We start from the raw sequence: 24261 nt of genomic DNA, 5'->3' as shown, positions 1-24261 counted from the left end.
TTCGAATGCAAATCTACAAAAATTCAATGCGTATAAAATATAGTCACAATAAACAAACACACCTTACAAAAAAGAAAAAAAGTGCCGGAACAGATACTTTGAAAAATGGTTCAAAATGTGGAGTCGTCTTTTTTTATTAAGTATTTACTTACATTCATTAGTTGTTTTTGTTAAACTTATGCTAAAAAACGTTAAACAAAAGCAACTAATGAAAAATTACATATCTACTAAGTAGAAAATTATCGTAAATATTTAAAAGCATAGTTTCAATTGCTAAAAAGAAAAATTAACTCACTTAAATTAACTCGTATGAAACATTTTTTAAGATTACCGAAGGCCATGATCTTACTTTTGGTTGGTTTGACCATCTTGTCCTGTAGTAATGATGATGATGGAGGTCCCACACCCTCAAATCAGCTCACCATTACACAAAATGCTTCTAATGATACTGAACTTACTATTCTGGTTCAGGCATTACAAAGAACCAACCTTGATGCTACTTTAGATGGAACAGGGACTTTTACGGTTTTTGCTCCTACCAATCAGGCTTTTACAGACCTTCTTGCCGATCTTGGTGCCTCAAGTATTAATGAGGTAGAAGTTAACACCTTAACTAACATACTTTTAAATCATGTAATTTCTGGAGAAATCCGTGCTTCAGATCTAACTTCAGAAGAAGCCGGATATGTAAACACCCTTTCTGAAACGGGACCAGGAGACACCAGTCTCAGCCTGTATTTTAATACTGACGGAGGCGTAGTCTTAAACGGTGGTAGTGATAACAGCGGAGCAACAGTTTCTTCTGCAGATATTGAGGCTTCCAACGGGGTTATTCATAAAGTAAACGGGGTGATCCTGCTTCCTAATGTTGTGAATCATGCCCTTGCTAATCCTGAATTCTCTATTTTAGTATCAGCTCTTACCAGAGCTTCTTTTGGTACTACCTACACAGATTTACTTTCTGGAACTGCAAGTTCGCCTTTCACAGTTTTTGCTCCTACTAATCAGGCGTTTAACAACCTTTTTACGTTTTTAGGGGTAAGTTCTATAGATGAAATTGATGATAATACCCTGCAAACAGTACTCAATTACCACGTAATTGCAGGTAAAAACATTACTGCCGGGGCTATTAACAACGAAGCTAGTGAAGAAACTTTTGAAGGCAGCTCTATTAGTTTTACTAAAGAAGGTAGTGCTGTAAGTATTATTGACGGTTCTGATATGGAAACCAATGTAGTGGAAAGTGATGTACAGGGAACCAATGGTATTGTTCATGCCATAGATAAAGTATTACTTCCCGAAAGTATTTGGGATGCCGTGAATCCCACCATTGCCGGGTTTGTTGCAATGAATTCGGATTTCTCATTATTATTAGAAGCTGTGCAAAGAGCTAACCTGGTAGCTGCTCTGGATAGTGATGATAATGACTATACTGTATTTGCACCCGGAAATGCAGCTTTTAATGCTTTCTTACAGGCCAATTCTTTTGCCAACATACAGGAAGTACCGGTAGAAACACTTACTCAGGTATTATTGAATCACGTGATAAGTGGTACAGCTCTTTCAGGAGACCTTTCTACCAGTTACGAAAATACCCTTGCTACCAATGCTGATGGAGATAACCTTAGTATTTATATCAACACCGAAACCGGTGTAGTACTTAACGGCGGAGCCGCTAACGGAGGAACTACTGTGGCAGATGCAGACAATCAAGTACGAAACGGGGTGATACATGTAGTAGAAAATGTAATTAATCTGCCTACTGTAGTAACGTTTGCAAAAGCTGATGCTAATTTCTCTTCACTGGTAGCTGCTCTCACCAGAGATGATCAGCCTGATTTTGTTGCGACACTTTCAGGAAGTACAGATGCGCCTTTTACTGTTTTTGCTCCTGATAACGATGCCTTCCAGACCCTGCTTGACAGCAACAGCGAATGGAATACATTGGCAGATATAGACGGAACATTACTTACAGCAGTACTGCAACATCACGTTATCGCTAATGCTAATATACGGGCTGAAGATCTGAGTGACGAACTGGTATCTCCTGCTACGCTTCAGGGAAACACCCTATTGTTTAATAGTGCAGGCAGCAGTTTTGTAATCACAGATGGCAATGGTAACAATAACATTAGTATTGACAATGTAAATGTACAGGCTGTTAATGGTGTTATTCATGTTATTGGTTCGGTTTTAATCCCAAACCTGCCTTAACTGGTAACAAGTATATATTACTTTAAAAAGTTCCGGTAAAATATGCCGGAACTTTTTTCGTTAGTACCATATTTATATATTTTTTTAAACCCAAACTTAAATACCATTTTCATGAAAAAACACCTGCCTGCAGTACTACTGCTATGTTTTATTTTTTTATCTTTTTTTAACAGTTGTAGTTCTGACAATAGTGAAGATACTACTACGGACCCTCCCGATAACGGAGGTGCTGTTTCCCAAACACTCACCGCTTATTTTGAATCCAGACCCGAGTACAGTATCCTCAGCGAAGCTATTGAGCAAATAGGGTTCAGTCAGGCACTGGATAACCCCAGTTCTTTTACTTTTTTCGCTCCCGATAATGACGCTTTTGAACGCTATTTATCTCAATTGCAAATAAGTAACGTAAAGAGTATCCCTACGGGATTACTCACCCAGATCATACAGTACCACATGTTAAGCGGTGCCAGAAACCTCGATCAACTCACAGCCGGATATACCAATACCCTGGCAAAAGAATTTTCTTCTCAGGCAGCCGTACAAATGTATTTTACCAAAGTGCAGGGGCAAACCCGTATAAACAATGCTTTTAGTGTTTCTCAGGGAAATATTGAAGCTACTAATGGAACTATTCATAAGGTTAATGAAGTGCTTGATCTACCCACGGTAGCTACCTTCCTGAAAGCAGACCCTCAATTAAACAGTATGGCACTGGCTTTAGACAGGGAGAGTACTTTTTCCTTCCTTACTGAGCTTGCTGATCGTGACCGTGATTTTACACTTTTTGTACCTTCTGCCACAGCCTTTGGCAATGTACTGGAAGAATTGAGCTATTCTGACCTGAACGCTGTACCAAAAACCGAACTGGAGGGTATTCTTAATACCCATATACACCTCAACAGTATAAAGAGGCAAATGAGCCTTACTAATGACATGACTATTGAAATGAAGAACGGAAGTATCCTTACCATACGTACAGGCGCCAATGCAGGAATTACCGATGGTAACGGTCGTGATGCCTTGTTCAGTGTATATGATATACAGGCATGGAACGGAGTTATTCATGTAGTGAGCACAGTTATGCTTCCTTAAGTATAGTATTACTGTATAAAAATACCCCCAAATAGTATCTAACTTTTTGGGGGTATTTTAATCCGGGTGCTTTTTTTATTTTTTGCCTTTGTTTTTTTGTTGTTGTTCGGCCTGTTCCATCATTTCCCGCATCTTACGCTGAAATTTGTTTTCTTTTTTGGGTTTTTTCTTATGCTCTTCCATCTTGGCATGTATTTTTTCTTCATTAAGAATGAAATGTTTAATCGCCAACATTATGAAAATAGTGATCAGGTTTGAAATAAAATAATACAAACTTAGTCCACTGGCATAATTATTAAAGAAAAAGAGCATTAAAAGCGGGGAAAGATACATTATGAATTTCATATTGGGCATCCCCGGTTGTGTTTGCATATTCTGCCCTGTGGTCATCATCATGTAAATAAAGATAGCAATGGAAGCCAGAATTGGAAATAAACTCACATGGTCTCCGTAAAAGGGAATATGGAAGGGTAATTTGGCAATTACATCATAAGAAGCCAGATCTTCTGCCCATAAGAAGCTTTTTTGCCTTAGGGCAAATGCTGTTGGGAAAAACATGAAAAGTGCATAGAAAATAGGAAGCTGCAACAATGCCGGGATACAACCGCTCATAGGGCTTACACCTGCTTTCCCATAGAGTTTCATGGTCTCCTGCTGCTTTTTCATGGGCTCATCTTTGAACTTTTCATTTATAGCTGTGATCTCAGGACGTAATATTTTCATTTTGGCCTGAGAAACATATGATTTGTATGTTACCGGAGAAAGTGCTATACGTACCAGTATAGTCATTACTATAATGGCAATACCATAAGGCAGAAAACCGCTAAGCCAGTTATACATGGGTGTGAAAACATACTTGTTTATCCATCCAAAAATACCCCATCCAAAGGGAATGGAATCATCCAGATTAAGCCCTTCATATTTCTCGAGTACAGCCACATCGGTAGGACCAAAATACCATTTAAGATTGCGGTTTATTTCTCCCCCTTCAATAGCCATAGGTATGGAAGTACTGTAAGCTTTGGTAAACTTTGTATTCTCATCCTCATCTTCCACAAAATCTTCAGAGGTAAATGATACGGTTTTAAAAGGTTGGTCTGCAACCAGTATGGAGCTAAAAAAATGTTGACGATAAGAGATCCAATCTACGTTGGTTTCAGTATCATCGTCATTACCGGAAGGGCTTAATTTACTTATTTTCGATCCTTCATATTGATAGGTGAGCCGTGTATATCTGTTTTCATAAGTTACACTTTTGGAATGTCTGATACCCTTAAGCCTCCAGTCCATATCCATAGGCATGGCAGTATTGAGATAGGGTTCAAGCCCGCGGGTACGAATAGTAAAATCTACCATATACTCACCGGGTTTTAACTCATAGCGATACTCCAGATAGCGGTCATCAGAGACCTTGAGCTTCATAGACAAGACTTTATCATCTCCATTGGAAGACATGGCGGGCTCAAAATAGAGGTCACCGGTGTTAAGGGTCCGGTTATCGGTGGTGCCAAAATTAAGGTTGAAAGCTGAATTTCCATTATGTATAAGATACACGGGTACAGAATCGTAAGTTACGTATTGTTTCATCCGGGCCTCTGTAATTTGCCCTCCTTTATTACTTATGGCAAGATACAATACATCGTTTTCCAGCACGGTTACATCATCTGTGGCAGAGGGCAGGGTTGCTGAATAGCCAAAAGCGCCCAAAGCACTTTTATACGCTGCCATTTGTGTAGAATCCTGAAGTTCATTGGTAATCTGTGGATTCTCAATAGTATCTTTTTGAATGGTTTCATTTCCAGAGATGACTTCTTCGGTGGGTGCAGGCTGATTACTGGCTTCTTCAGGGACTGGTTGATTGGTATAGAAATACCACATTATGATCAGTCCGATTAAAACAAAACCAATAATCGAATTGATGTCTAGTTTTTTTTCTTCCATTTACATTTTCTTAGTTATGCGAAAGAGGAATCTATCTCAAGTATAGTTCCTCAATTTTGGTCTGCAAAGATATCTCCAATTATTATTTTATGCCATAGTGGCATTCTTTTTTTGCATTTTATAGGATAAGGCTGCTTTTACGAAAGCTACAAACAGAGGATGGGGTGCTGCTACGGTACTTTTATATTCAGGATGATACTGTACTCCAACAAACCAGGGGTGAGAAGCTATTTCAACAATCTCAACCAACCCGGTGTCCGGATTAAAACCGGTAGCCTCCAGCCCTTTGGCTTCAAACTGATCTCTGTAAATGTTGTTGTATTCGTACCGATGCCTGTGTCTTTCTGAAATTTCTTCGGCATTGTACACTTCTTTTACAATACTGCCTTCTTTAAGTATGCATTTCCAGGCCCCAAGTCTCATAGTACCGCCTTTATCGGTAATATTTTTTTGTTCTTCCATAAGATCAATTACCGGATGGGGAGTATCACTATTCATCTCAGTAGAATTAGCTTCTGCCAGTCCCAGAACGTTACGGGCATATTCTATAACAGCCATTTGCATTCCCAGACATATACCTAAAAACGGAATGTTGTGTTCCCGCGCATACTTTACAGTAGCTATTTTACCTTCAATACCTCTTTCTCCAAAACCAGGCGCTACCAAAACCCCGTCAAGATAAGCAATTTTTTCAACTATACTTTCTGTATCAAGATATTCGGAGTGAATGGTCTCTACTTTTACTTTTACTTCATTTTCGGCACCGGCATGAATAAAAGACTCCAGAATAGACTTGTAAGAATCCTGTAGTTCCACATATTTACCCACTAAACCAATGGTTATGTTGTTTTTAGGGTTTTTGTGACGGTTCAGGAATTCGTTCCACTGTGTCAGGTCGGGTACACTCTCTTCTGTCAATGCCAGTTTTTTAAGAACCACACGATCCAGGCCTTCATCAAGCATTAAATTGGGAACATCATAAATGGTAGAAGCATCTATAGACTGAATAACAGCTTCTCTTTTTACATTACAAAAAAGCGCCAGTTTATCACGAAGGTCATCAGACAATTCATGTTCGGTACGGCACACAAGAATATCTGCCTGAATACCACTTTCCATAAGTGTTTTTACTGAATGCTGTGTAGGTTTGGTTTTTAACTCTCCGGCAGCCGATAAAAAAGGAATAAGGGTAAGGTGTATGACAATAGCATTGGTATCTCCCAGCTCCCACATAAGTTGGCGCACAGCTTCAATATAGGGTAATGACTCTATGTCTCCCACAGTACCTCCAATCTCAGTGATTACAATATCATAATCGCCTGTTTTACCCAAAAGCTGGATACGTTCTTTGATCTCATTGGTAATATGAGGGATCACCTGTACGGTTTTACCCAAAAATTCGCCTCTGCGTTCTTTTTCAATAACACTTTGGTAAATTCTTCCTGTGGTTACGTTATTGGCCTGTGAAGTACTTACGTTTAAAAACCTTTCGTAGTGCCCCAGATCAAGATCGGTTTCGGCACCGTCATCTGTCACATAACATTCTCCGTGTTCATAGGGGTTTAAGGTACCCGGATCTACATTGATATACGGGTCCAGTTTCTGGATGGTAGTCTTATAACCTCTGGCCTGTAATAACTTACCCAGTGAAGCTGCAATGATCCCTTTACCTAACGATGAAGTAACTCCTCCCGTAACGAAGATGTACTTAGTATCAGACATGAATAAAACTGTTTGAAATTGTACTTACGGGGCGTAAAGGTACGAATTGATTGTGGAATATTTCTATTAAAAAGAAAATTGTTTAACACATGGCCAAAGTACATTTTTAAAAATTTTGCCGGTAGTGTGTAACCAAAGCTTACCTGTACTCTTTTCTAATACGGGATATAAGGGGCTCCAGCCCGTTGATCTTGATCTCATGCATAGCCTGTAGCATCATCCCCAGATTTCCTTTCGGGAATCCTTTTTGTGCAAACCAGTTTAGATAGGCTTCTGGAAGATCTGAAAGGTATCTGTCTTTGTACTTTCCAAAAGGCATTTTATAATGGGCCAGTTTTACTAAAAACTCTTTGTTTTGTGAAAGAAGGTCCATAAGTAATGAATCGGGATTTAAAAAAACTACTACTGATGGTAGGCACTGTACTTGTTAAGTTCATTGGCTATTTTACGTTCCCAGTTTGACTGTATGTCAGGATTTCTTGAAAAATTGGTTTCCCGGTCATACAGGCGTTGGGTGGCCTGAAGTTCTGAAATGGTTTTATGATAGATGCGCTTAACTTCTTCACGAACATTTTCGGTAAAGGTGCTGCTTTGTATTGCTTTTCGCATTTTGCGGGCATGTAACTCGGTTATATCAAAATGCAATTGCTCATGCCTGAGAACGAGACTGTCTCCCAGCTCTTTTCGATACCATGATTTTTGCGGATAAAAAAAAGTTTCTATTTCACAATCTACTGTAATCCTGTTTCCTGTAAATGTAGCACTTAATCCATATGTGATACCGGAAGCAGTTACTGCCGCCGCATCTGTACCGGGATCTACCGGCCCTTGAAAGTCGCTCCATGTAAGGGGGCGGGCTGAATTCCATTTAACAGAAGGCTCTTCGTCTGCCTGCCCTTGTACTGGACACAGCAACAAAAAGAACAGTGCCTGAATGTAAAACAGTTTTTTCACGTGTTCCAGTTAAAAATCACCTCTTTTTGAATATCCGGGTGTAAGCTGTAATGCACCGGACAGGTATTTGCGGTATGCTCCAGTATTTTTCGGGTTTTAATATCAGGATGATTATTAATATTAAAAACTACCTTTATAGCAGCTATTCTTCTGGGATTAGATGCCATAACTTTGGTGACTGTTGCAGAAGCTCCGGTAAGGTCTATTTCCAGTTCTCTGGCTTTTATTCCCATAACGGTAAGCATACAACTTGCCAGGCCCGTAGCAACTGTATCGGTGGGTGAAAAGGCCGCTCCTTTACCGTTGTTGTCGGTGGGAGCATCAGTAATAAATTCATTTCCTGATTTAAGGTGTACGCATACGGTACGCAAATCTCCGGCATAAGTTACTGTAGAAGTCATTTGGCAGATGATAGGTCAGATAATTGAACGTCGGGTTCCTGTTTTACTTCAAGGTCTTCATAGTAAAGAATATATACTGAGTTGTTAGCATATACCCCGGACCATTTCTTTACATAATTGAATTTATTCTCCACATACTCGGTTTCACCTATTCTTTGTGCCAGGGCTAAAAGGTTTTTCTGATACCCCAATTTTAAGAGAATATCAAAAGTAAGGTCAAACCCGCGAACGGCATATTTGCCGGGCAGCGTTCCATATCGGTCCTGATACAATCTGGAAAACCGATTATTGGAAGTAATGATACCATTAACCGAAGGAAAGTGAAAGTTAAGGTTTGAAAGATAGCTATTGGAAATATTAATATCCTCAAAAGCATCACTTTTCCTGGTAGTAAACATTTTTATGGCAAACTTTTCACTTAGAGTTGAGTTAAGTACTGATGTAATATTTGCTATTAAGGAGACTTCTTCGGTTTCTACGAGTACCCAGTTTTCTTCATCGGTTGCCAGTAACGGGGTGATATCATCTATGCGGATGAACTTATCTTCATGCGGTTCCAGTATTTTAGCTTGGGGAAAACGCGTTGTGAGTCGTTGTCGTACCCCTTCATTTTTCTTATCAGCTATGATAACCATATTTACTTCTTTGGCATGTCTATCTAGAAAGGAAGCCATTTTTACATACATGGCCTCATCATCGGGATAGGATAAAAAAACATTGGGCTGAGGCTCAAAATTCTTACTTCCTACTAATGAAAATATGGGAATATTTATTTTAGATAATTCCCTGGAAGCTACGTTAAAAGTTTTAGGTAATAAAGGGCCAATTACGGCATCTACGCCTACAAAAGATTCATTATAGAAAAGCCTTTGGGTTACTTTGTCGTTAGCCTCGGTATCAAAAACACGAACGTTTACCGAGAGTCCCAGTTTCTTAATAGAATCTATAGCCATTAACACCCCTGTATAAAAATCAAGGGAATAACTCATAAGCCTGTCACTGGTAATTCTTTCTTTAAGTGCCTCATCAGAACTGGTTAAGGCCTGCTGGGCTTTAAAAGGCAACATAATCGCGATGTGAGGTGTATTGTAAACATTAAGGCTGTCTATCAATGAAAATTTTTCTACTAATAACCCATTGTTAACGAGAAAGGCATCTGGAACTGTTTTCCCGGTTTTGAGTACCATTCCAGCTTTCAAACCTGTATTTTTAATATCCGGATTAAGTTCTTCCAGCTCTTCTCTGGTAAGTCCCAGTTTTACTTTAAGCCTGTAAAAGCCCTCTTTGGGTTTTACTGTATAATAGTTGTAAAGAGAGTCTATTACTCTTACCTTTTTTTCTTCTACTTTCTCAGGCACATAAAGCATTTGCCCTTCGGTAAGGTATTCACTCATATCGGGGTTGAGTTCCTCCAGCTCATTTAGGGTAATACCATGAGTATAAGCAACTCTCCATTTGCCTTCCTTTGGTTTTACTTTATATAACATAAGGCCTTCGGGAATGGTATCCTGAGCAGCAAGTTCCCGGCGTTGCGGAAATTGGGGAATACGAATACGTTCTCCTTTTTTGAGTTCTCTACTGTAAAGTTCCTTATTGTATTTTTTAATATCATCTACTGTGATATCATACTCTTTAGATAAACTATAGAGTGTTTCTTTACGCCGCACTCTGTGTTTTATAAAAGTTACTTCAGGAACGCGTACAGTTATATCAGGGGTTTGTTTTACCTGTACTGATGTAACTGGTATTACCAGAATGGTATTGGGCTTTAACCCGTTTTTTATTTCGGGGTTAAGCCTGGTAATATCTGCAATAGACACCTTATATACTCTGGCAATTTCTTCCAAGGTTTCCCCTTCTTTTACGGCATGTGTTTTAAATTGCTGTGCAAAAGACACTGAAACTGAAAAAACAACAACAAAAAAAGCGATCAAAAATTTCCTCATACTCCTAATTACTTATTCCCATTCTATAGTGGCCGGTGGCTTGGAACTGATATCATACACTACTCTATTAACGCCTTTAACCCGGTTTATTATTTCATTTGATGTTTTTTGTAAAAAATCATAAGGCAAATGTACCCAATCGGCAGTCATTCCATCTGTACTTTCTACGGCTCTTAAAGCTACGCATTTTTCATAAGTGCGCTCATCTCCCATTACTCCAACCGATTGCACGGGGAGTAAAATAGCACCGGCCTGCCATACAGAGTTATACAGGTTGGACTTTTTAAGGCCGTTTATGAAAATTGCATCTACTTCCTGTAACATCTGTACTTTTTCTTCGGTAATATCTCCCAATATACGAATGGCCAGTCCCGGTCCGGGAAAAGGGTGCCTTCCTAAAAGTTCAGGATCTATTCCCATAGAAGCGCCCACTCTTCGTACTTCATCTTTAAAAAGCATTCGCAATGGCTCTACGATCTTGAGTTTCATATAATCAGGCAATCCTCCTACGTTGTGATGTGATTTAATAGTTGCCGAAGGCCCTTTTACTGATATAGATTCTATCACATCCGGATAGATCGTACCCTGCCCTAACCAGGCGGCATCTTCTATTTTATGCGCTTCATCGTCAAAAACTTCAATAAATACTTTTCCAATGGCTTTTCGCTTTAACTCGGGATCACTAATTCCCTTTAAAGCTTTCAAAAAGCGTGCCGAAGCATCTACTCCTTTTACATTGAGGCCCATACCTTTGTATTGGAGTAGGACATTTTCAAATTCATTTTTTCTGAGCAACCCGTTATTTACAAAGATACAGTGTAAATGATCGCCTATAGCACGATGAAGTAATACAGCAGCTACTGTAGAATCAACACCTCCGGACAAACCGAGAACCACCTTCTCTTTCCCTATCTGTTCTTTGAGACTTTTTACAGTCATATCTACAAAATTGTCAGGGGTCCAGGTTTGTTTTACACCCGCAATAGTTACCAGAAAGTTCTCAAGCAATTGTATTCCATGTGTAGAGTGATAAACTTCAGGATGGAACTGAATCGCATAGGTAGGTTCTCCTTCAAATTTATACGCTGCATTCTTTACATCACCTGTACTAGCCAGTCTTCTGGCTCCTTCGGGAAGTTGCTTAATGGTATCGCTATGGCTCATCCATACCTGGCTGCCCACCGGAATATTTTTTAGAAAAGGGTCATTTTCTTCTATTTCCGTAAGATGGGCTCTACCATACTCCCGGCTGTCTGAAGGAGCTACTTCTCCTTCGTTAAAATGCGCCAAATACTGAGCACCATAACATACTCCTAACAAAGGTTTTTTACCTTTTATTCCTGATAGATCAGGATGGGGGGCATCTGAACTTCTCACCGAAAAAGGTGATCCGGATAGGATGACGGCTTTAAAACCGGAAAGATCTGTTGGAAGGTGATTATAAGGGTGAATTTCACAATAAATGTTAAGCTCTCTCACTCTTCGTGCAATCAACTGCGTGTATTGCGAACCGAAGTCTAAAATTAATACATGGTTTTGCATGCGCAAAAATACCACAATAAGTGAAAAGGGAAAATGCAGGGTCAAAATAATTATAAACAACCTGTTAAATTCTATAATTACATTTAGTTTTCCTATTTTAGGAAGTTGTAACTCAATAAATATCAATTGATTTATGAAAAGATTAATCCTGTTTTTTTGGGCCGGTATTATGACTGTTCATGCACAGGAAAATGCTGAAGGGTGGACTATCACTTCCGGTAAGGTGACTAAATATACCGGTATTGTTGCTGCCAATGGACGCATAGGGATCCTACCCTCTGACCGGCCTTTTGAAACAGCATCTATAATTTTAAACAATGTATATGACAAAGAATCGCCATTAGGCGTAAGTCGCATACTTATGGGCATGAACTTTGGGAACCTTAACTTAACTATAGACGGAGAGCGTATTACAGAGACCAACGTGTCCAACTGGTCACAAACGCTCAACATGAAAGAAGCAGGCTTTACTACTTCCTTCGATTTTAAGGATAAAGCGAGTATATCCTACACCCTGTATGCTTTGCGAAATATCCCGTATTCGGGATATATAGACATTGAGATCGTTCCCAAAAAAGATGTTGTGATAGAGGTGACCGGTAAGATCAGTACCCCAAAAGAATACCGGAACCCATTAAGCACTTTCAGGATACTTAAAGATCTGGAGACCACTATGCCTATTTTACAAACGGTAGCCGATAGCAGGCTGGGTCGCCATACAGTGGCCACTTCGGCCACGTTTATCTGGCACGATATTAACTCGACAAGAGAACATCAACGTCCGGAATTAACGCACCAAAAACTTTCGGAATACGAACATGGGCTTATGTTTGAAAAAAAATTAAACGCCGGGCAACCCTACAAATTTGCATGGACAGGTGCACAATGTACCTCTCAGGATTTTCACGATCCGCAAACCGAGTCTGAGCGTTTTGTGATCTTTAATCTGCTGTCACCCGTAAAAGATCTGTTGGGAGGACACAAAGCTCTGTGGGAGGAACTATGGGAAGGAGACATCATTATTGAAGGAGACCTGACCTCGCAACAGGATGTACGTCTGGCACTTTACCACTTATACGCGTTTTCACGTGGTGATTCAAACCTAAGCATCGCTCCAATGGGATTATCATCCCAAAACTATAACGGACACATTTTCTGGGATACTGAATTATGGATGTACCCTCCTCTGCTGCTGCTTAATCAGGATATTGCCAGATCTCTGGTAAACTATCGTTCTGACCGATTAGGGAAAGCACGTCAAAAAGCAATTAACTTCGGGTTCAAAGGAGCCATGTTCCCGTGGGAAAGTGACGATACAGGAGAAGAAGCTACGCCTGCCTGGGCACTAACAGGCACATTTGAACATCATATTACGGCAGATGTAGCCATTGCCTTTTGGAACTATTACAGGGTCACAAAAGATAAAAAGTGGCTACAAGAGCGGGGATACCCCATGTTAAAAGAAATTGCAAATTACTGGGTAAGCCGGGTAACCCGGAATGAAGACGGTAGTTACTCTATTAAAAATGTAGTTGGGGCTAACGAATTTGCTCCCAATGTAGATGATAATGCCTTTACCAACGGAGCTGCGATTACCGCATTGCAATATGCTACTCTGGCGGCCAGAGAAACCGGGCATACTCGGGATGCAGAATGGGAGGAAGTAGCAAACGGTATTGTTATTCACAGATTTCCTGACGGTACCACCAAAGAACATAAAACCTATACAGGTGATATTATAAAACAGGCAGATGTAAACCTGCTCACCTATCCTTTAGATGTGGTTACCGATCCTGAGATCGTTGTAAAAGATCTTGCGTATTATGAGCCTAAGCTTTCACCTGAAGGCCCGGCGATGGGGCAATCCATCTTTGCGGTTATTTACGCTCGTTTAGGGAACGCCGATGAAGCTTTTCGTTTATTTAAACGTTCATACGAACCTAACAAACGTCCGCCTTTCGGAGCCCTGGCAGAAGCTGCGACCAGCAACAACCCTTATTTTGCTACGGGAGCCGGTGGTATGCTTCAGGTAGTCCTTTTCGGTTTTGGTGGTCTTCATATAACCGATAAAGGTATTGAACAAAAAAATGCGATCCTGCCCAAAAACTGGAAATCGTTAACCCTGAAAGGCATTGGCCCTGATAGAAAAACATATATCATAGAGTAATTGGGAAGGTATATAGATCTGGTTTGGTTTTTTAATATACCCTACTGTATTATGAATACAAAAAATCAAAGCCTCTGCATCATAACTTTCAGATATGTACAACAGAGACTTTAAAAATTAAATGTTTACAGAGCGAAACAAAACTGACCCTCTCGAGGACCACTGCTAAAAACGCAATACGTACCCTGGGGGGTAACACAATGGCATCCTCGTGGACATAGGGCTGCACCCGGGCCGGGACAGTTCTGTGCCACAATTTCAATACCTGCTTTAACAGTTCTCTGCTCTACTTTACTCAGAACTGTACCTCCTTTAACCTTTTTTAGTTTTTTCATGATTTTTGAGTTAATAATTAGTAAACCTTTTTAATTATTTTAAAATTATGTAAGAAAAAACTAACTGTATTATAAATATTGTTAAACTTATCTATTAAAACTATACGTACCTAACCAGAGTTCAATAAATACCTACTTTAGTTCTTAAACAATAAAAAAACGGGCCATACCCGTTTTTTTATTGTTTTAATCAAAGCGAATTTTTATTCAAGAGTCGTTGCACAATGACTGTCTGTCCAAAATTCGGTTACGCATTCAAAACTGTCACCACTTAATGTCCCACAGTGCATAGAAGGTTTACCCTGATCTGTGTTCTTAATACAGGGGTGCTGAGAAAAGAGAGCATATCGCCCTCCCTGTACCGTGTTGGTGTTCAATTTTGAAATACTTGTTCTTTTCAATTGCAAATTCTTAAGGTTTTTTCTGATCATATCTTATTTTTTTAATTACTACCTCAAAATTAGAAAGCAGGTATCATAAACGCTTGTAATATGTTGCTATAAGTATAACCTTTTCTATTATTCATATATGTTTTTTTGAATGTTTACTACTAAAATGGTGTACCTGGTTTTAAATTCCTATATGTATTCTGACAAAATTTCACTTGATGTAATAAAAAAAGCGGGCATAGCCCGCTTTTCCAAGTTTTCATAACTTCTGTGTTATCCAAGAATTACTGCACAATCACTATCTGTCCAGAAAGGAGTGATACAACCAGCACTTTCACATCCCAGTGTACCGCAATGCAGAGAAGGCTTACCTAAATCTGTATCTGCAATACATGGGTGATCGCTATGACCTCTTCCTCCCTGTAGTGTTCCTGTGTTCAATTTAGAAATGTTTGTTTTTCTTAATCGAAGATTCTTAAGATTTTTCTTTTTCATTACTTAAATTTATTTGTTAATATACCTCAAATATATCAAAGTTTTATGGTAAAAACCTACTTTTTTTATAATAAAAAGTTTGTTTAATGATAAATTAAAGGGTTTACAAATATTCTTACTTTTCACAGATAGCAGATCATATTGTCTGTATATAGCAAGTATTTTCTTTATAAGTAAAGTTAATTATAGCGAACCAAATAAAAGCATAGAACACAAAAAAGCGAGGAAATCCCCGCTTGTTGCCTTGTTTTACTTCTATTGAAATAAATACTATTTCCTACTGTTTCGTTCTGCCTGTGAAATATACATTTTGGTACCGAAAACCGGAAACATTTTCAAAAATTTGCTTTAGTCCATCGTTTCCAGAATCATTTGAATATCATTTTCGGTCGTATCAGGATTTATGAAGCAAAAACGGGCAACGGTTTCATACGTATCTCCTTTTTTCCATTTGGTAGGCGTTACAAGGGCGAATCCTTCTCTGTGATTTTTATAAGTCCAGTTTTTGTAGTCCTCAGGAGACCATCCTTTTCTTCTAAAAAGTACGCATGACAGTCCTGGTTCTCTTACCAGTTCCAGATGGGGTTGTACCTCTATCATTTTACCTGCTTCCGCAGCGAGATGAATGCCTCGCTCTACTGCCCACTCATATTTACTGGTTCCGTGCATGGCCAGGGAAAACCACAGGGGGAGTCCGCGTACTCTGCGCGTTAGTTGTATCTGGTAATCTGCGGGATTAAATCCTTGTGCGCCTTCGTCTTTAAAGATATCAAGGTAGGAGCCCTCCTGAGAATGGGCCTCTTTGGCCAGTTCCGGCTCTTTATAAATTACGGCACCACAATCATAGGGTGAAAAAAGCCATTTATGAGGGTCTATCGTAATACTATCTGCCTCTTCTATCCCTTTAAAAAGATGTCTTACAGAACGGGCGGCCAAAGCGCCACCACCATAAGCTGCATCTACGTGAAACCACAATTTTTCTTTAGCACATATCTGTGCGATACCTTCCAGATCATCTATAATACCTGCATTGGTGGTACCTCCGGTTGCCACTACTGCAAAAAGACGTTTTCGCTGTGAAGCCGAAAGTGAAGCTATGGCTTTTTGCAAATACGCAGCTTCGAGTCGGTCTTCGGTATCTACCAGTATAACATCGGCATCAATTACTTTGGCCATCGCTTTTATGGAAGAATGGGCCCCGATGGAGGTCATGATCAACCCTTTTTTGTTCTGGTTTTCTCTGTTCTTTCGCCATGCTTCACGTGCGGTAACCATTGCCGAGAGATTGGCGGCAGTACCTCCGCTGGTAAAAACGCCAAAAGCGCCGGCGGGGAGCCCTGTAAGGGATACAAGCCATTTCATGGCTTCATTTTCGCAGAAAATGGCGCCGGCACCTTCCATCCAATACGCACCATGAATACTGGATGCTGAAGTTACCAGATCAAACATAACTGCCGCCCGTGTGGGAGAAGCAGGAACAAAAGCCAGATGTCTGGGGTGGTCAATAGGTACTGTAGCCTTTACCAAAACATCTTTAAAAAGTGTAAAGGCTTTTTCCCCTCCAATACCTTCTTTGGTAATAGTTTCTCCCACCAATTGTTTCAACACTTCTTCCTTTTTGGGTTGCCCCAATTGCGGAGATCTGTCCGTAATTCGATTAATGGCATACTTCATGACATCTAGTGTCATCTCTACCAGATCAATATCTACCTGATGCATAAAATTTTTTTACAAAGGTATAGGCAATATCATCGATAAAAAAGAAAGTTATAGGCTAAATACCATAAAAAAGTACTAAAATGTGTAACTTTATACAGCCTTACCAATTTGTGAAAAATGGACATTATTTATGCTTCTCTTATAAGTGATCTAAAAAAAGCAATTGACCAAAAAACTCATCCGTTTCGGTATTTTACAATGGCCACTGTTGACCCCGGTGGAACCCCAAGGCTTCGTACTATGGTATTACGAAATGTAGATGAGCAGTTAAACCTTACCGTTTATACAGATCGGCGTTCAGAAAAAGTACAACATTTACAAAATAGCGATACTGTAAGTTTGCTGTTTTATGATACCGCCCGCCTGCTACAGATCACGATGCATGCCAAAGCCAGTATGATCACTGATGACCGGGTACTGAATACTATTTGGAACACGATCACCCCAAAAGCACGGAAAGATTACACCACAGAACTACCTCCGGGTAAAGAAATAAAAGATCCTTCTACTATTGAATATCTTGATCATAAAAACTATTTCCTGGCGGTAGATCTCATACCGGAGCAAATAGAATACCTCAGATTAAAAAGGCCTAACCATATCAGAGCACTTTTTAGAAAACAGGGGACAAACTGGAAAGGTTCTTTTCTGGTTCCTTAATGTTTTAAAAGAAGTATATAAAATTCCATATGTAAGGGATCCAGTTCGTCCTTTATTTGTTGAATAAGATTGGGGCCATACTCTAAAAAGTATTCTGAAAAATTGTGATTACGCTCCTGTAAAGACCCCCCGGGAAATAATTGATCCTGTAATTCGGTGCTTCGGCTTACCCGATCCTGGAGTTTGCGTTTTTGCGCCTTTACTAATCTTTTTTCAAGATTCTCTAATCCTTTTAGCTGTTTTACTTCCTGTGCATTTACAGCTCCTAAAAAAGAAGCATCGGTTTGTCGCGCCAGTTCATGAAGTGCTTCAAATTGTTTCTTTAAATGATTTTTCTGAGGGGTAAGGTCTATGGTAATATCAGACCACTCTTTTACTTTAGTATTCTCAAAAACGTGCTTTTTTAAAAACAAACTATGATAGGAAATTTCCAGTTTTTTAAGTTTTCCCGCCTGCTTTTCAGAAATCAGTAATGCTGAATTACGCAGCAATAATATAGGGAAAGGCACCTGCACTCTGTTAAAAACTTCTTTTAGCTCTAACCAATATGCCAGCTCTCCCCCGCCCCCTATGTAACAAAGATTGGGGAGTATGACTTCCTGATACAAAGGCCTGAGAACTACATTTGGGCTAAAACGTTCCGGATGTTTACTTAACTCTTCCAGAAGTTTTTCACGGGTAAAGTAGATATCGGTATCAAGTACTTCAAAACGATGTTCATTTCGTACAATACGTTTTCTTAAACCTTCATCGAGATAAAACAAATTAATTTCTCTCGGATTCACCTGAACGGAATAGTTTAGCGCCTTTAAAGCCTCCGCTTTTTGCATAACTGCAGTATAGGATGATTGCGCCAACAGTTCTTCTTTCATATAGGGCTCAAAAAGACGTTTAAGTGCCGGTGAATCTCCATCTATTACCAGTAACCCATATTCTCCAAAGAGTGTGTTGGCCAGATATCTGGTTGCTTCACTTAAATGATCGTGCTCCAAATATGCTTTTGTGAACATATCACGTAAGGCATTTGCATTTTTGCCGGTTCCCAGATCTGCGGAAAAACGCTCAAAAACAGCAGATAATCCCTCAGTGGAAAGCCGGCCCACAGCCCCCTCCTTATCCTGATGCCACTGAATTTTTTTACCTTTAAAATTGAAAAAGTTAATCTCTTCAAAATCGTGATCTTCGGTAGCCATCCAGTAAACGGGTACAAAATGGTACTCCGGATATTCACGTGACAACTGCTCACATAAATTAATGGTACTGATAATCTTATATAAAAAATACAACGGGCCTGTGAACAGGTTTAACTGATGACCCGTAGTTACGGTAAACGTAGATGTTTCACTTAACTTTTCAAGATGAAGCCGGGTGGTATTACTAACTTCTGTATGTGCATATTGCTCTCTCAATGCCGTTACCAGAGCAGTTCTGGTATCTGCCGAAAAGTGATCTTTTTTATCAATGATCTGATCAGCAAAGTTTTTTACATTCGGAAAACGGCTGTAAAAGTTCTGTAGATGTGGATTTTCTTCCAAATAATCACATATAAGGTCTGAGAAATATCCGGTCTTCTTAAAAGAAACACAGTCAGCAGGCATAGAAATCTTTAGAAATTATTTGAAGTAAGACACTTTTTAATGCAAAGCCTTACATTTTGCAGCCAGAGAAATGATATAAAGACACCTAATTCCCTTGGGCACGCAGTAAAGATAAAATTCTTTGTCATTTCTGTTCTAAAAAATACGTTAAGATGAACTGTTCTGTTTTAAACAATTTATTTAGTAGCTTTGGAAATTCATCTCTAAACTAACCGTTACTTATGAGAATTAGGTTTACATTTTTCTTTGTATTAACAAGCGTTATACTCACTGCCCAGGAGTTAAAATCACCTTCTGAATTTCTTGGTTACGAACTGGGCACTCAATTTACAAGACACCATCGTGTTATAGACTACTACGAGTATGTAGCCGGCATGTTTCCTGAAATGGTTAAAACGGAAAGATATGGTATGACCTATGAACAGCGCCCTCTTATGCTGGCATTCATATCTAATGCAGAAAATATAAAAAACCTGGAAAACTTACGACAGGAACATTTAAAAAACACACGTGGAGAAGGCAATCCTAAAACTGCCATTGTGTGGCTCAGTTATAATGTACATGGTAATGAAAGTGTAAGTACTGAGGCCTCTATGCAAACGTTATATGAACTGCTTACCAGCAAAAAAGACTGGCTTTCTAACACAGTAGTGATCATAGACCCCTGTATCAACCCCGATGGAAGGGATCGTTATGTAAACTGGTATAATCAGTTTGCTAATACTCCGCATCAGGTGGATCCTAACAGCAAAGAGCATCGTGAACCCTGGTTAAGCGGGCGCCCTAATCATTATATGTTTGATCTGAATCGCGACTGGGCCTGGATCACACAGGTAGAGAGCAAGCAACGTCTTAAGGTTTTCAATAAATGGTTACCTCATGTACATGTTGATTTTCACGAGCAGGGCGTAGATGAACCTTATTACTTTGCACCTGCTGCTGAACCTTTTCATGAGATCATAACTCCCTGGCAACGGGAGTTTCAGGTTACCATTGGTAAAAATCATGCCCGGTATTTTGATCGTGAAGGGTGGTTTTACTTTACCAAGGAAGTGTTTGACCTGCTATATCCCAGTTATGGAGACACCTACCCTACCTATAACGGAGGGATTGGTATGACCTATGAACAGGGTGGTAGCGGCCGTGCCGGATTAGGAGTTATTACTTCTTATGGAGATACTTTGACCCTTAAAGACCGTATTGCACATCATCATACCACCGGCCTGTCAACTATAGAAGTATCTGCAGATAATGCCGAAAAGCTGAATGCAGAGTTTAAAAAGTTTTATACCGATGCTTCTTTCACCTATAAAAGTTATGTGCTACAAGGTGACCAGGATAAAATTAACTTATTAACCCAATTGCTTGATGCCCATGAAATAGTTTATGGCTTTGCCCAGGGAAATACGATAAAAGGGTATGACTATGCCCAGCAACGCAACGGAAGCATGAAAACCACTCCCAATGACCTGGTGGTAAGCACCAATCAGGTAAAAGGTAAACTTGTAAAAGTTCTCTTTGAACCAAAAACAAAATTAAGCGATTCGCTTACCTATGATATTACAGCATGGTCACTGCCCTATGCTTACGGACTGCAAACCATAGCTTCAGAGAGTCTGGTAAATTCGGCAAAAAAAGAAGATAAAAATACACCCGTTGTGCTCACTAACGATGCCTACGCCTATGTTACCGACTGGTCCAGCATGGAAGATGCTCGTTTCCTGGCTGCCTTACTTAAAGAAAATATACGGGTACGCTTTCACTCAAAACCCTTTATAGTAGAGGGCAAAAGTTATAAACAGGGAAGTCTTATTATTACACGGCTCGATAATAAGAACCTGAAAAACTTTACACAAAAGCTGGCTGCACTGGCCGCAAAACATCAAAAATCATTAACTCCCACTGCTACCGGTTTTGTAGATGAGGGCAAAGATTTTGGCTCCGGTTCAGTGAATATGATCCCTAAATCACGTATTGCCATTCTTGCCGGCGGTTCGGTCTCTACCCTTAATTTTGGTGAGGTATGGCACTTTTTCGAGCAACAATTGGGATACCCTGTAACGGTACTGGATAAAGATTATTACAACCGGGTAAAATTATCTGATTATGATATCATAGTTCTCCCCGAACTTTGGGGTAGTCCTTATTTCAACGAAAATCAGTTAAAAAACCTAAATGACTGGATCAATAAAGGAGGTAAACTTATAGCTATCGGCGGGGCTTTAGAGTCACTGGTTGGCGCAAACGGTTTTGGTATTCGCAAAAAAAGTACTGCCAAGGACACTGTCGCAGATCTTGAGAACTACCAGTCCGGAGAGCGAAATTATATAAAACACCTCATTACCGGGGCTGTTTTTAAAGCACAATTAGACCCCACACACCCTCTCGCTTTTGGATACAGTGATACCTATTTCACCCTTCGGTTACAGGGAGGTGCTTATGAATATCTGGAAAATGGTAATGTTGCCTATATTGAATCAGAAGGAGAACCGGTTTCAGGGTTCGCAGGTAGTGAAGCTCAAAAACTGGTTCCTGAATCACTGGTTTTCGGAGTTGAAAAAAAAGGTGCCGGCTGTGTGGTCTATATGGTAGATAATCCGCTCTTCAGAGGTTTCTGGGAAAATGGAAAACTCTTTTTTGCCAATGCCCTTTTTATGGTTAATAACCGATAAAAGTATTCGATAAAAAAGTAAAGGCCCGATATCGCGATATCGGGCCTTTTTATATATCACAAAAGGTCTTGCTAATTCTTTAAAGGTTTTTTAAACTCTTGTTTGTTAAGGTGTTTTGCAAAAAAGCCCATCATTGACCTATACAATGCAATAGAATTTTCTTCTTTTGCAAAACCATGCCCCTCATCATAACGCACCATATAAGGTACATCAAAACCTTTCTCCCTCAGCGCACTCACGATCTGGTCTGATTCGTCAATATTTACTCTGGGATCATTGGCCCCCTGCACCACAAACAAAGGTTTCGTGATCTTATCGATCTGATAAACCGGTGATACTTCTTTCATGATCTTTTTTTCTTCCGGTATATCTTCATCATACCATATTTCCTTAATGATCTTTAAATAGGGCTTCCAGTAAGGCGGAATGGTTTTCATAAATGTAAATAAATTCGAGACCCCTACATAATCTACACCGCAGGCATAGAGATCCGGAGTTTTGGTAAGGCCGCGTAACACAGCATACCCTCCATGACTTCCACCATATATCGCTACTTTGTCTTTGTCTATCCATCCCTGTTCTATGACATATTTAACACCATCTTCCACATCGTCCATAGCTTTACGTCCTATTTGCTTAAATCCGGCTTCCAGGAATTCTCTTCCATACCCTCCTGATATCCGGAAATTAACGTGAAGGGTAGCATACCCCCGACTGGCAAACAGTTGTGCTTCCGGATTAAAACCCCAGGAATCCCTTATGCCCTGAGGCCCTCCGTGAGGGTTTACAATAAGTGGCACTTTTTCACCTGCCAATGCTGCTTTGGGGAGCGTAATATACCCGTGAAGCGTTAAACCGTCCCTACTCGTAAAAGTTATAGGGCGCATTTCGGCCATATCTTCAGCTTTTAATTGAGGCATCAGATTATACAACAGCTCAAATTGCCCCGTTTCAGCATCATATGAATAATATACCCCATAAAGCCGGTCACTTTGCACAAATATCAAATACTTACTTTCATCATCGGTAGCATCAGGTATAGAATATTGCATTCCCGGAAACTCTTTTTCTATTTTGGCATGAAGCTGTTTATAGTAAGTGCTTACCGGCACGATCACCTGCTTTTCACCTTCATACATGAAGTAATCCAGTTCATAGTTCCTGTTTCTGGAAGTACCCATACCAGATACATCGTACTTTTCGTGACCAAAGAGTCTTTTTAACTGCTTGTCTTCTTTCAGATCGTAAAGATACACCTCGGCTTTGTCGCTTTCCAGATTGGAAATTACGTATGCATCATGCGGATAATCGGTTGTATAGTTAAACTCTGCTATAGAGAAATTATCTTTCCAACTCAGCGTTTTCATAAGTTTGAAAGAACCGTCATCATTGGCATAAAAAAGATCTACATCCACCCCATTCTTTATTTTTCCATAGGCCCTCAGGTTTCCTTCTTTATCAAATGTAAACCCCACAATAGGGTTTTCTGCATCTTCATTCTTAAAAAGTTGTTTGAGGTCACCGGTCACTATATTGATTTTATACGGTTCAAAGATCTGCGGATTGTTTTTGTTCATAGAAATAATCATATGGTCCTTATCATCTTTCAGATCTTCAAGGATATTCACGCGAACCCCCTCAAACGGAGTAAGTTCTTTTTGGTGGGTACCATCAATATTGGCTGCGAATAAATGGTAATTCTCATTACCCCCTTTATCCATTACATATACCAGTCGTGAATTATTAGCCCATCCATACCCCCGTATGAGTTCTTCCTTTTCTTCTATGACCCTTGTAACAACACCCGTTTCCAGATGTTTTACGTACACGTGGTTCTTATTGTTTTCATCTTTTTCCCGATAAGACAGATAAGTACCGTCCGGAGAAAAACGAAAAGAACGGGCTTTAGGCCTTGCAAAATAATCTTCTACCGTGTACCGGTAATCCAGGCTGTCTATAGCTGCCAGGGCCATAAGATCTGCTTCACTGGTGACCAGCTCCGGGTTGCCGGGAACGGTGTTGACCGTCTTTTCCATCACTAAAGGGAACTCCATTCCCGATTGGTAGAATGTTCCTTTTAGCTGGTTTCCTTCCAAACCGGCTACATACTTAATACCTGCCTGTTTAAATTCAATAGTGAGCGTATTACTTTCAAAAAAAGTGTTATCCATGGGTATTCCGGTAGCCCCCTGTGAAGGACTGTCCATGGTAGAGGATAGTTGTCCGTTTTCCTCAGTTACGTGAAAAACCAGTGGAATGTCTGACCCCTCTACCGAAAGGTTTCCTTTCCACGATCCTGTAACCTCCTGTGACCATAAAGCGGTCACAGAAAGGAAAAACAACAAAAAACAAATGAACTTGGAAATGCTTTTCATAGTTACGTGTAAATTAAATTAAAAAAGGTTGTGACTATG

18 protein-coding genes are annotated in these 24261 nt (G+C 39.8%); 5 read left to right on the top strand and 13 right to left on the bottom strand.

From position 1 onward, the window contains the following. Window positions 1-309: 309 nt before the first annotated feature. Both WAO84_RS03635 and WAO84_RS03630 read left to right on the top strand, forming a co-directional pair. Window positions 310-2214: a fasciclin domain-containing protein gene (locus WAO84_RS03635; protein ID WP_340063680.1), complete on the top strand. Its 1905-nt coding sequence runs from the start codon at window positions 310-312 to the stop codon at window positions 2212-2214. Between the two features lie 111 nt (window positions 2215-2325). Continuing rightward, window positions 2326-3306: a fasciclin domain-containing protein gene (locus WAO84_RS03630; RefSeq protein ID WP_340063679.1), complete on the top strand. Its 981-nt coding sequence runs from the start codon at window positions 2326-2328 to the stop codon at window positions 3304-3306. Between the two features lie 75 nt (window positions 3307-3381). Here the strand turns inward: WAO84_RS03630 and yidC are convergent, their stop codons facing one another. From yidC to guaA, 7 genes are all read right to left on the bottom strand, one after another. Beyond that, window positions 3382-5247, bottom strand: coding sequence for a membrane protein insertase YidC (yidC, locus tag WAO84_RS03625; RefSeq protein WP_340063678.1), 1866 nt, complete (start codon window positions 5245-5247; stop codon window positions 3382-3384). Between the two features lie 87 nt (window positions 5248-5334). Then, the gene (locus tag WAO84_RS03620) at window positions 5335-6969 is read right to left on the bottom strand and encodes a CTP synthase (protein WP_340063677.1); all 1635 of its coding nucleotides are present in this window, start codon (window positions 6967-6969) and stop codon (window positions 5335-5337) included. Between the two features lie 139 nt (window positions 6970-7108). After that, window positions 7109-7342 (bottom strand): DUF3820 family protein, encoded by a 234-nt coding sequence (locus WAO84_RS03615; RefSeq protein ID WP_340063676.1) that lies wholly within the window; start codon window positions 7340-7342, stop codon window positions 7109-7111. A gap of 29 nt (window positions 7343-7371) precedes the next feature. After that, window positions 7372-7923, bottom strand: a complete 552-nt coding sequence (locus WAO84_RS03610; protein WP_340063675.1) for a DUF922 domain-containing protein — start codon at window positions 7921-7923, stop codon at window positions 7372-7374. After that, window positions 7920-8324, bottom strand: coding sequence for an OsmC family protein (locus WAO84_RS03605; RefSeq protein ID WP_340063674.1), 405 nt, complete (start codon window positions 8322-8324; stop codon window positions 7920-7922). The genes WAO84_RS03610 and WAO84_RS03605 overlap by 4 nt, the downstream gene beginning before the upstream one ends. Beyond that, window positions 8321-10270, bottom strand: coding sequence for a PBP1 and LysM peptidoglycan-binding domain-containing protein (locus WAO84_RS03600; protein ID WP_340063673.1), 1950 nt, complete (start codon window positions 10268-10270; stop codon window positions 8321-8323). The genes WAO84_RS03605 and WAO84_RS03600 overlap by 4 nt, the downstream gene beginning before the upstream one ends. A gap of 12 nt (window positions 10271-10282) precedes the next feature. Continuing rightward, a complete protein-coding gene (gene guaA, locus WAO84_RS03595) occupies window positions 10283-11812 on the bottom strand; it encodes a glutamine-hydrolyzing GMP synthase (RefSeq protein WP_340063966.1) in 1530 nt (509 codons plus the stop codon). A gap of 133 nt (window positions 11813-11945) precedes the next feature. Between guaA and WAO84_RS03590 the strand changes: the two genes are divergently transcribed. Next, window positions 11946-13979, top strand: a complete 2034-nt coding sequence (locus tag WAO84_RS03590) for a kojibiose hydrolase (RefSeq protein ID WP_340063672.1) — start codon at window positions 11946-11948, stop codon at window positions 13977-13979. A 125-nt stretch (window positions 13980-14104) separates the two neighbouring features. Here the strand turns inward: WAO84_RS03590 and WAO84_RS03585 are convergent, their stop codons facing one another. The 4 genes from WAO84_RS03585 to WAO84_RS03570 form a co-directional block, all read right to left on the bottom strand. Beyond that, window positions 14105-14314, bottom strand: a complete 210-nt coding sequence (locus WAO84_RS03585; protein ID WP_340063671.1) for a hypothetical protein — start codon at window positions 14312-14314, stop codon at window positions 14105-14107. 203 nt (window positions 14315-14517) lie between these two features. Next, a complete protein-coding gene (locus WAO84_RS03580) occupies window positions 14518-14745 on the bottom strand; it encodes a hypothetical protein (protein WP_340063670.1) in 228 nt (75 codons plus the stop codon). Between the two features lie 231 nt (window positions 14746-14976). Beyond that, window positions 14977-15144, bottom strand: coding sequence for a hypothetical protein (locus WAO84_RS03575; protein ID WP_340063669.1), 168 nt, complete (start codon window positions 15142-15144; stop codon window positions 14977-14979). Window positions 15145-15546: 402 nt separating this feature from the next. Beyond that, window positions 15547-16917, bottom strand: a complete 1371-nt coding sequence (locus tag WAO84_RS03570) for a pyridoxal phosphate-dependent decarboxylase family protein (RefSeq protein ID WP_340063668.1) — start codon at window positions 16915-16917, stop codon at window positions 15547-15549. Between the two features lie 117 nt (window positions 16918-17034). Between WAO84_RS03570 and WAO84_RS03565 the strand changes: the two genes are divergently transcribed. Then, window positions 17035-17577, top strand: a complete 543-nt coding sequence (locus WAO84_RS03565) for a pyridoxamine 5'-phosphate oxidase family protein (RefSeq protein WP_340063666.1) — start codon at window positions 17035-17037, stop codon at window positions 17575-17577. Here the strand turns inward: WAO84_RS03565 and bshC are convergent. Next, entirely contained in the window at window positions 17574-19175 is a 1602-nt protein-coding gene (gene bshC, locus WAO84_RS03560; protein WP_340063664.1) for a bacillithiol biosynthesis cysteine-adding enzyme BshC, read from the bottom strand. The genes WAO84_RS03565 and bshC overlap by 4 nt on opposite strands. Before the next feature lie 221 nt (window positions 19176-19396). Here bshC and WAO84_RS03555 point away from each other — a divergent pair, with 221 nt between their 5' ends. After that, complete coding sequence (locus WAO84_RS03555) at window positions 19397-21847, top strand: M14 family metallopeptidase (protein WP_340063663.1); 2451 nt, start codon at window positions 19397-19399, stop codon at window positions 21845-21847. Between the two features lie 71 nt (window positions 21848-21918). On the opposite strand, the gene WAO84_RS03550 is transcribed toward WAO84_RS03555, so the two are convergent. Next, complete coding sequence (locus WAO84_RS03550; protein ID WP_340063662.1) at window positions 21919-24222, bottom strand: S9 family peptidase; 2304 nt, start codon at window positions 24220-24222, stop codon at window positions 21919-21921. Window positions 24223-24261: the final 39 nt, after the last annotated feature.

The sequence above is a fragment of the Ascidiimonas aurantiaca genome, assembly GCF_037646345.1.
GTDB classification, from domain to species: Bacteria; Bacteroidota; Bacteroidia; order Flavobacteriales; family Flavobacteriaceae; genus Ascidiimonas; species Ascidiimonas aurantiaca.
Note: the sequence above shows the minus strand (reverse complement) of the source record. Positions and strands in the feature narration are given on the sequence as shown.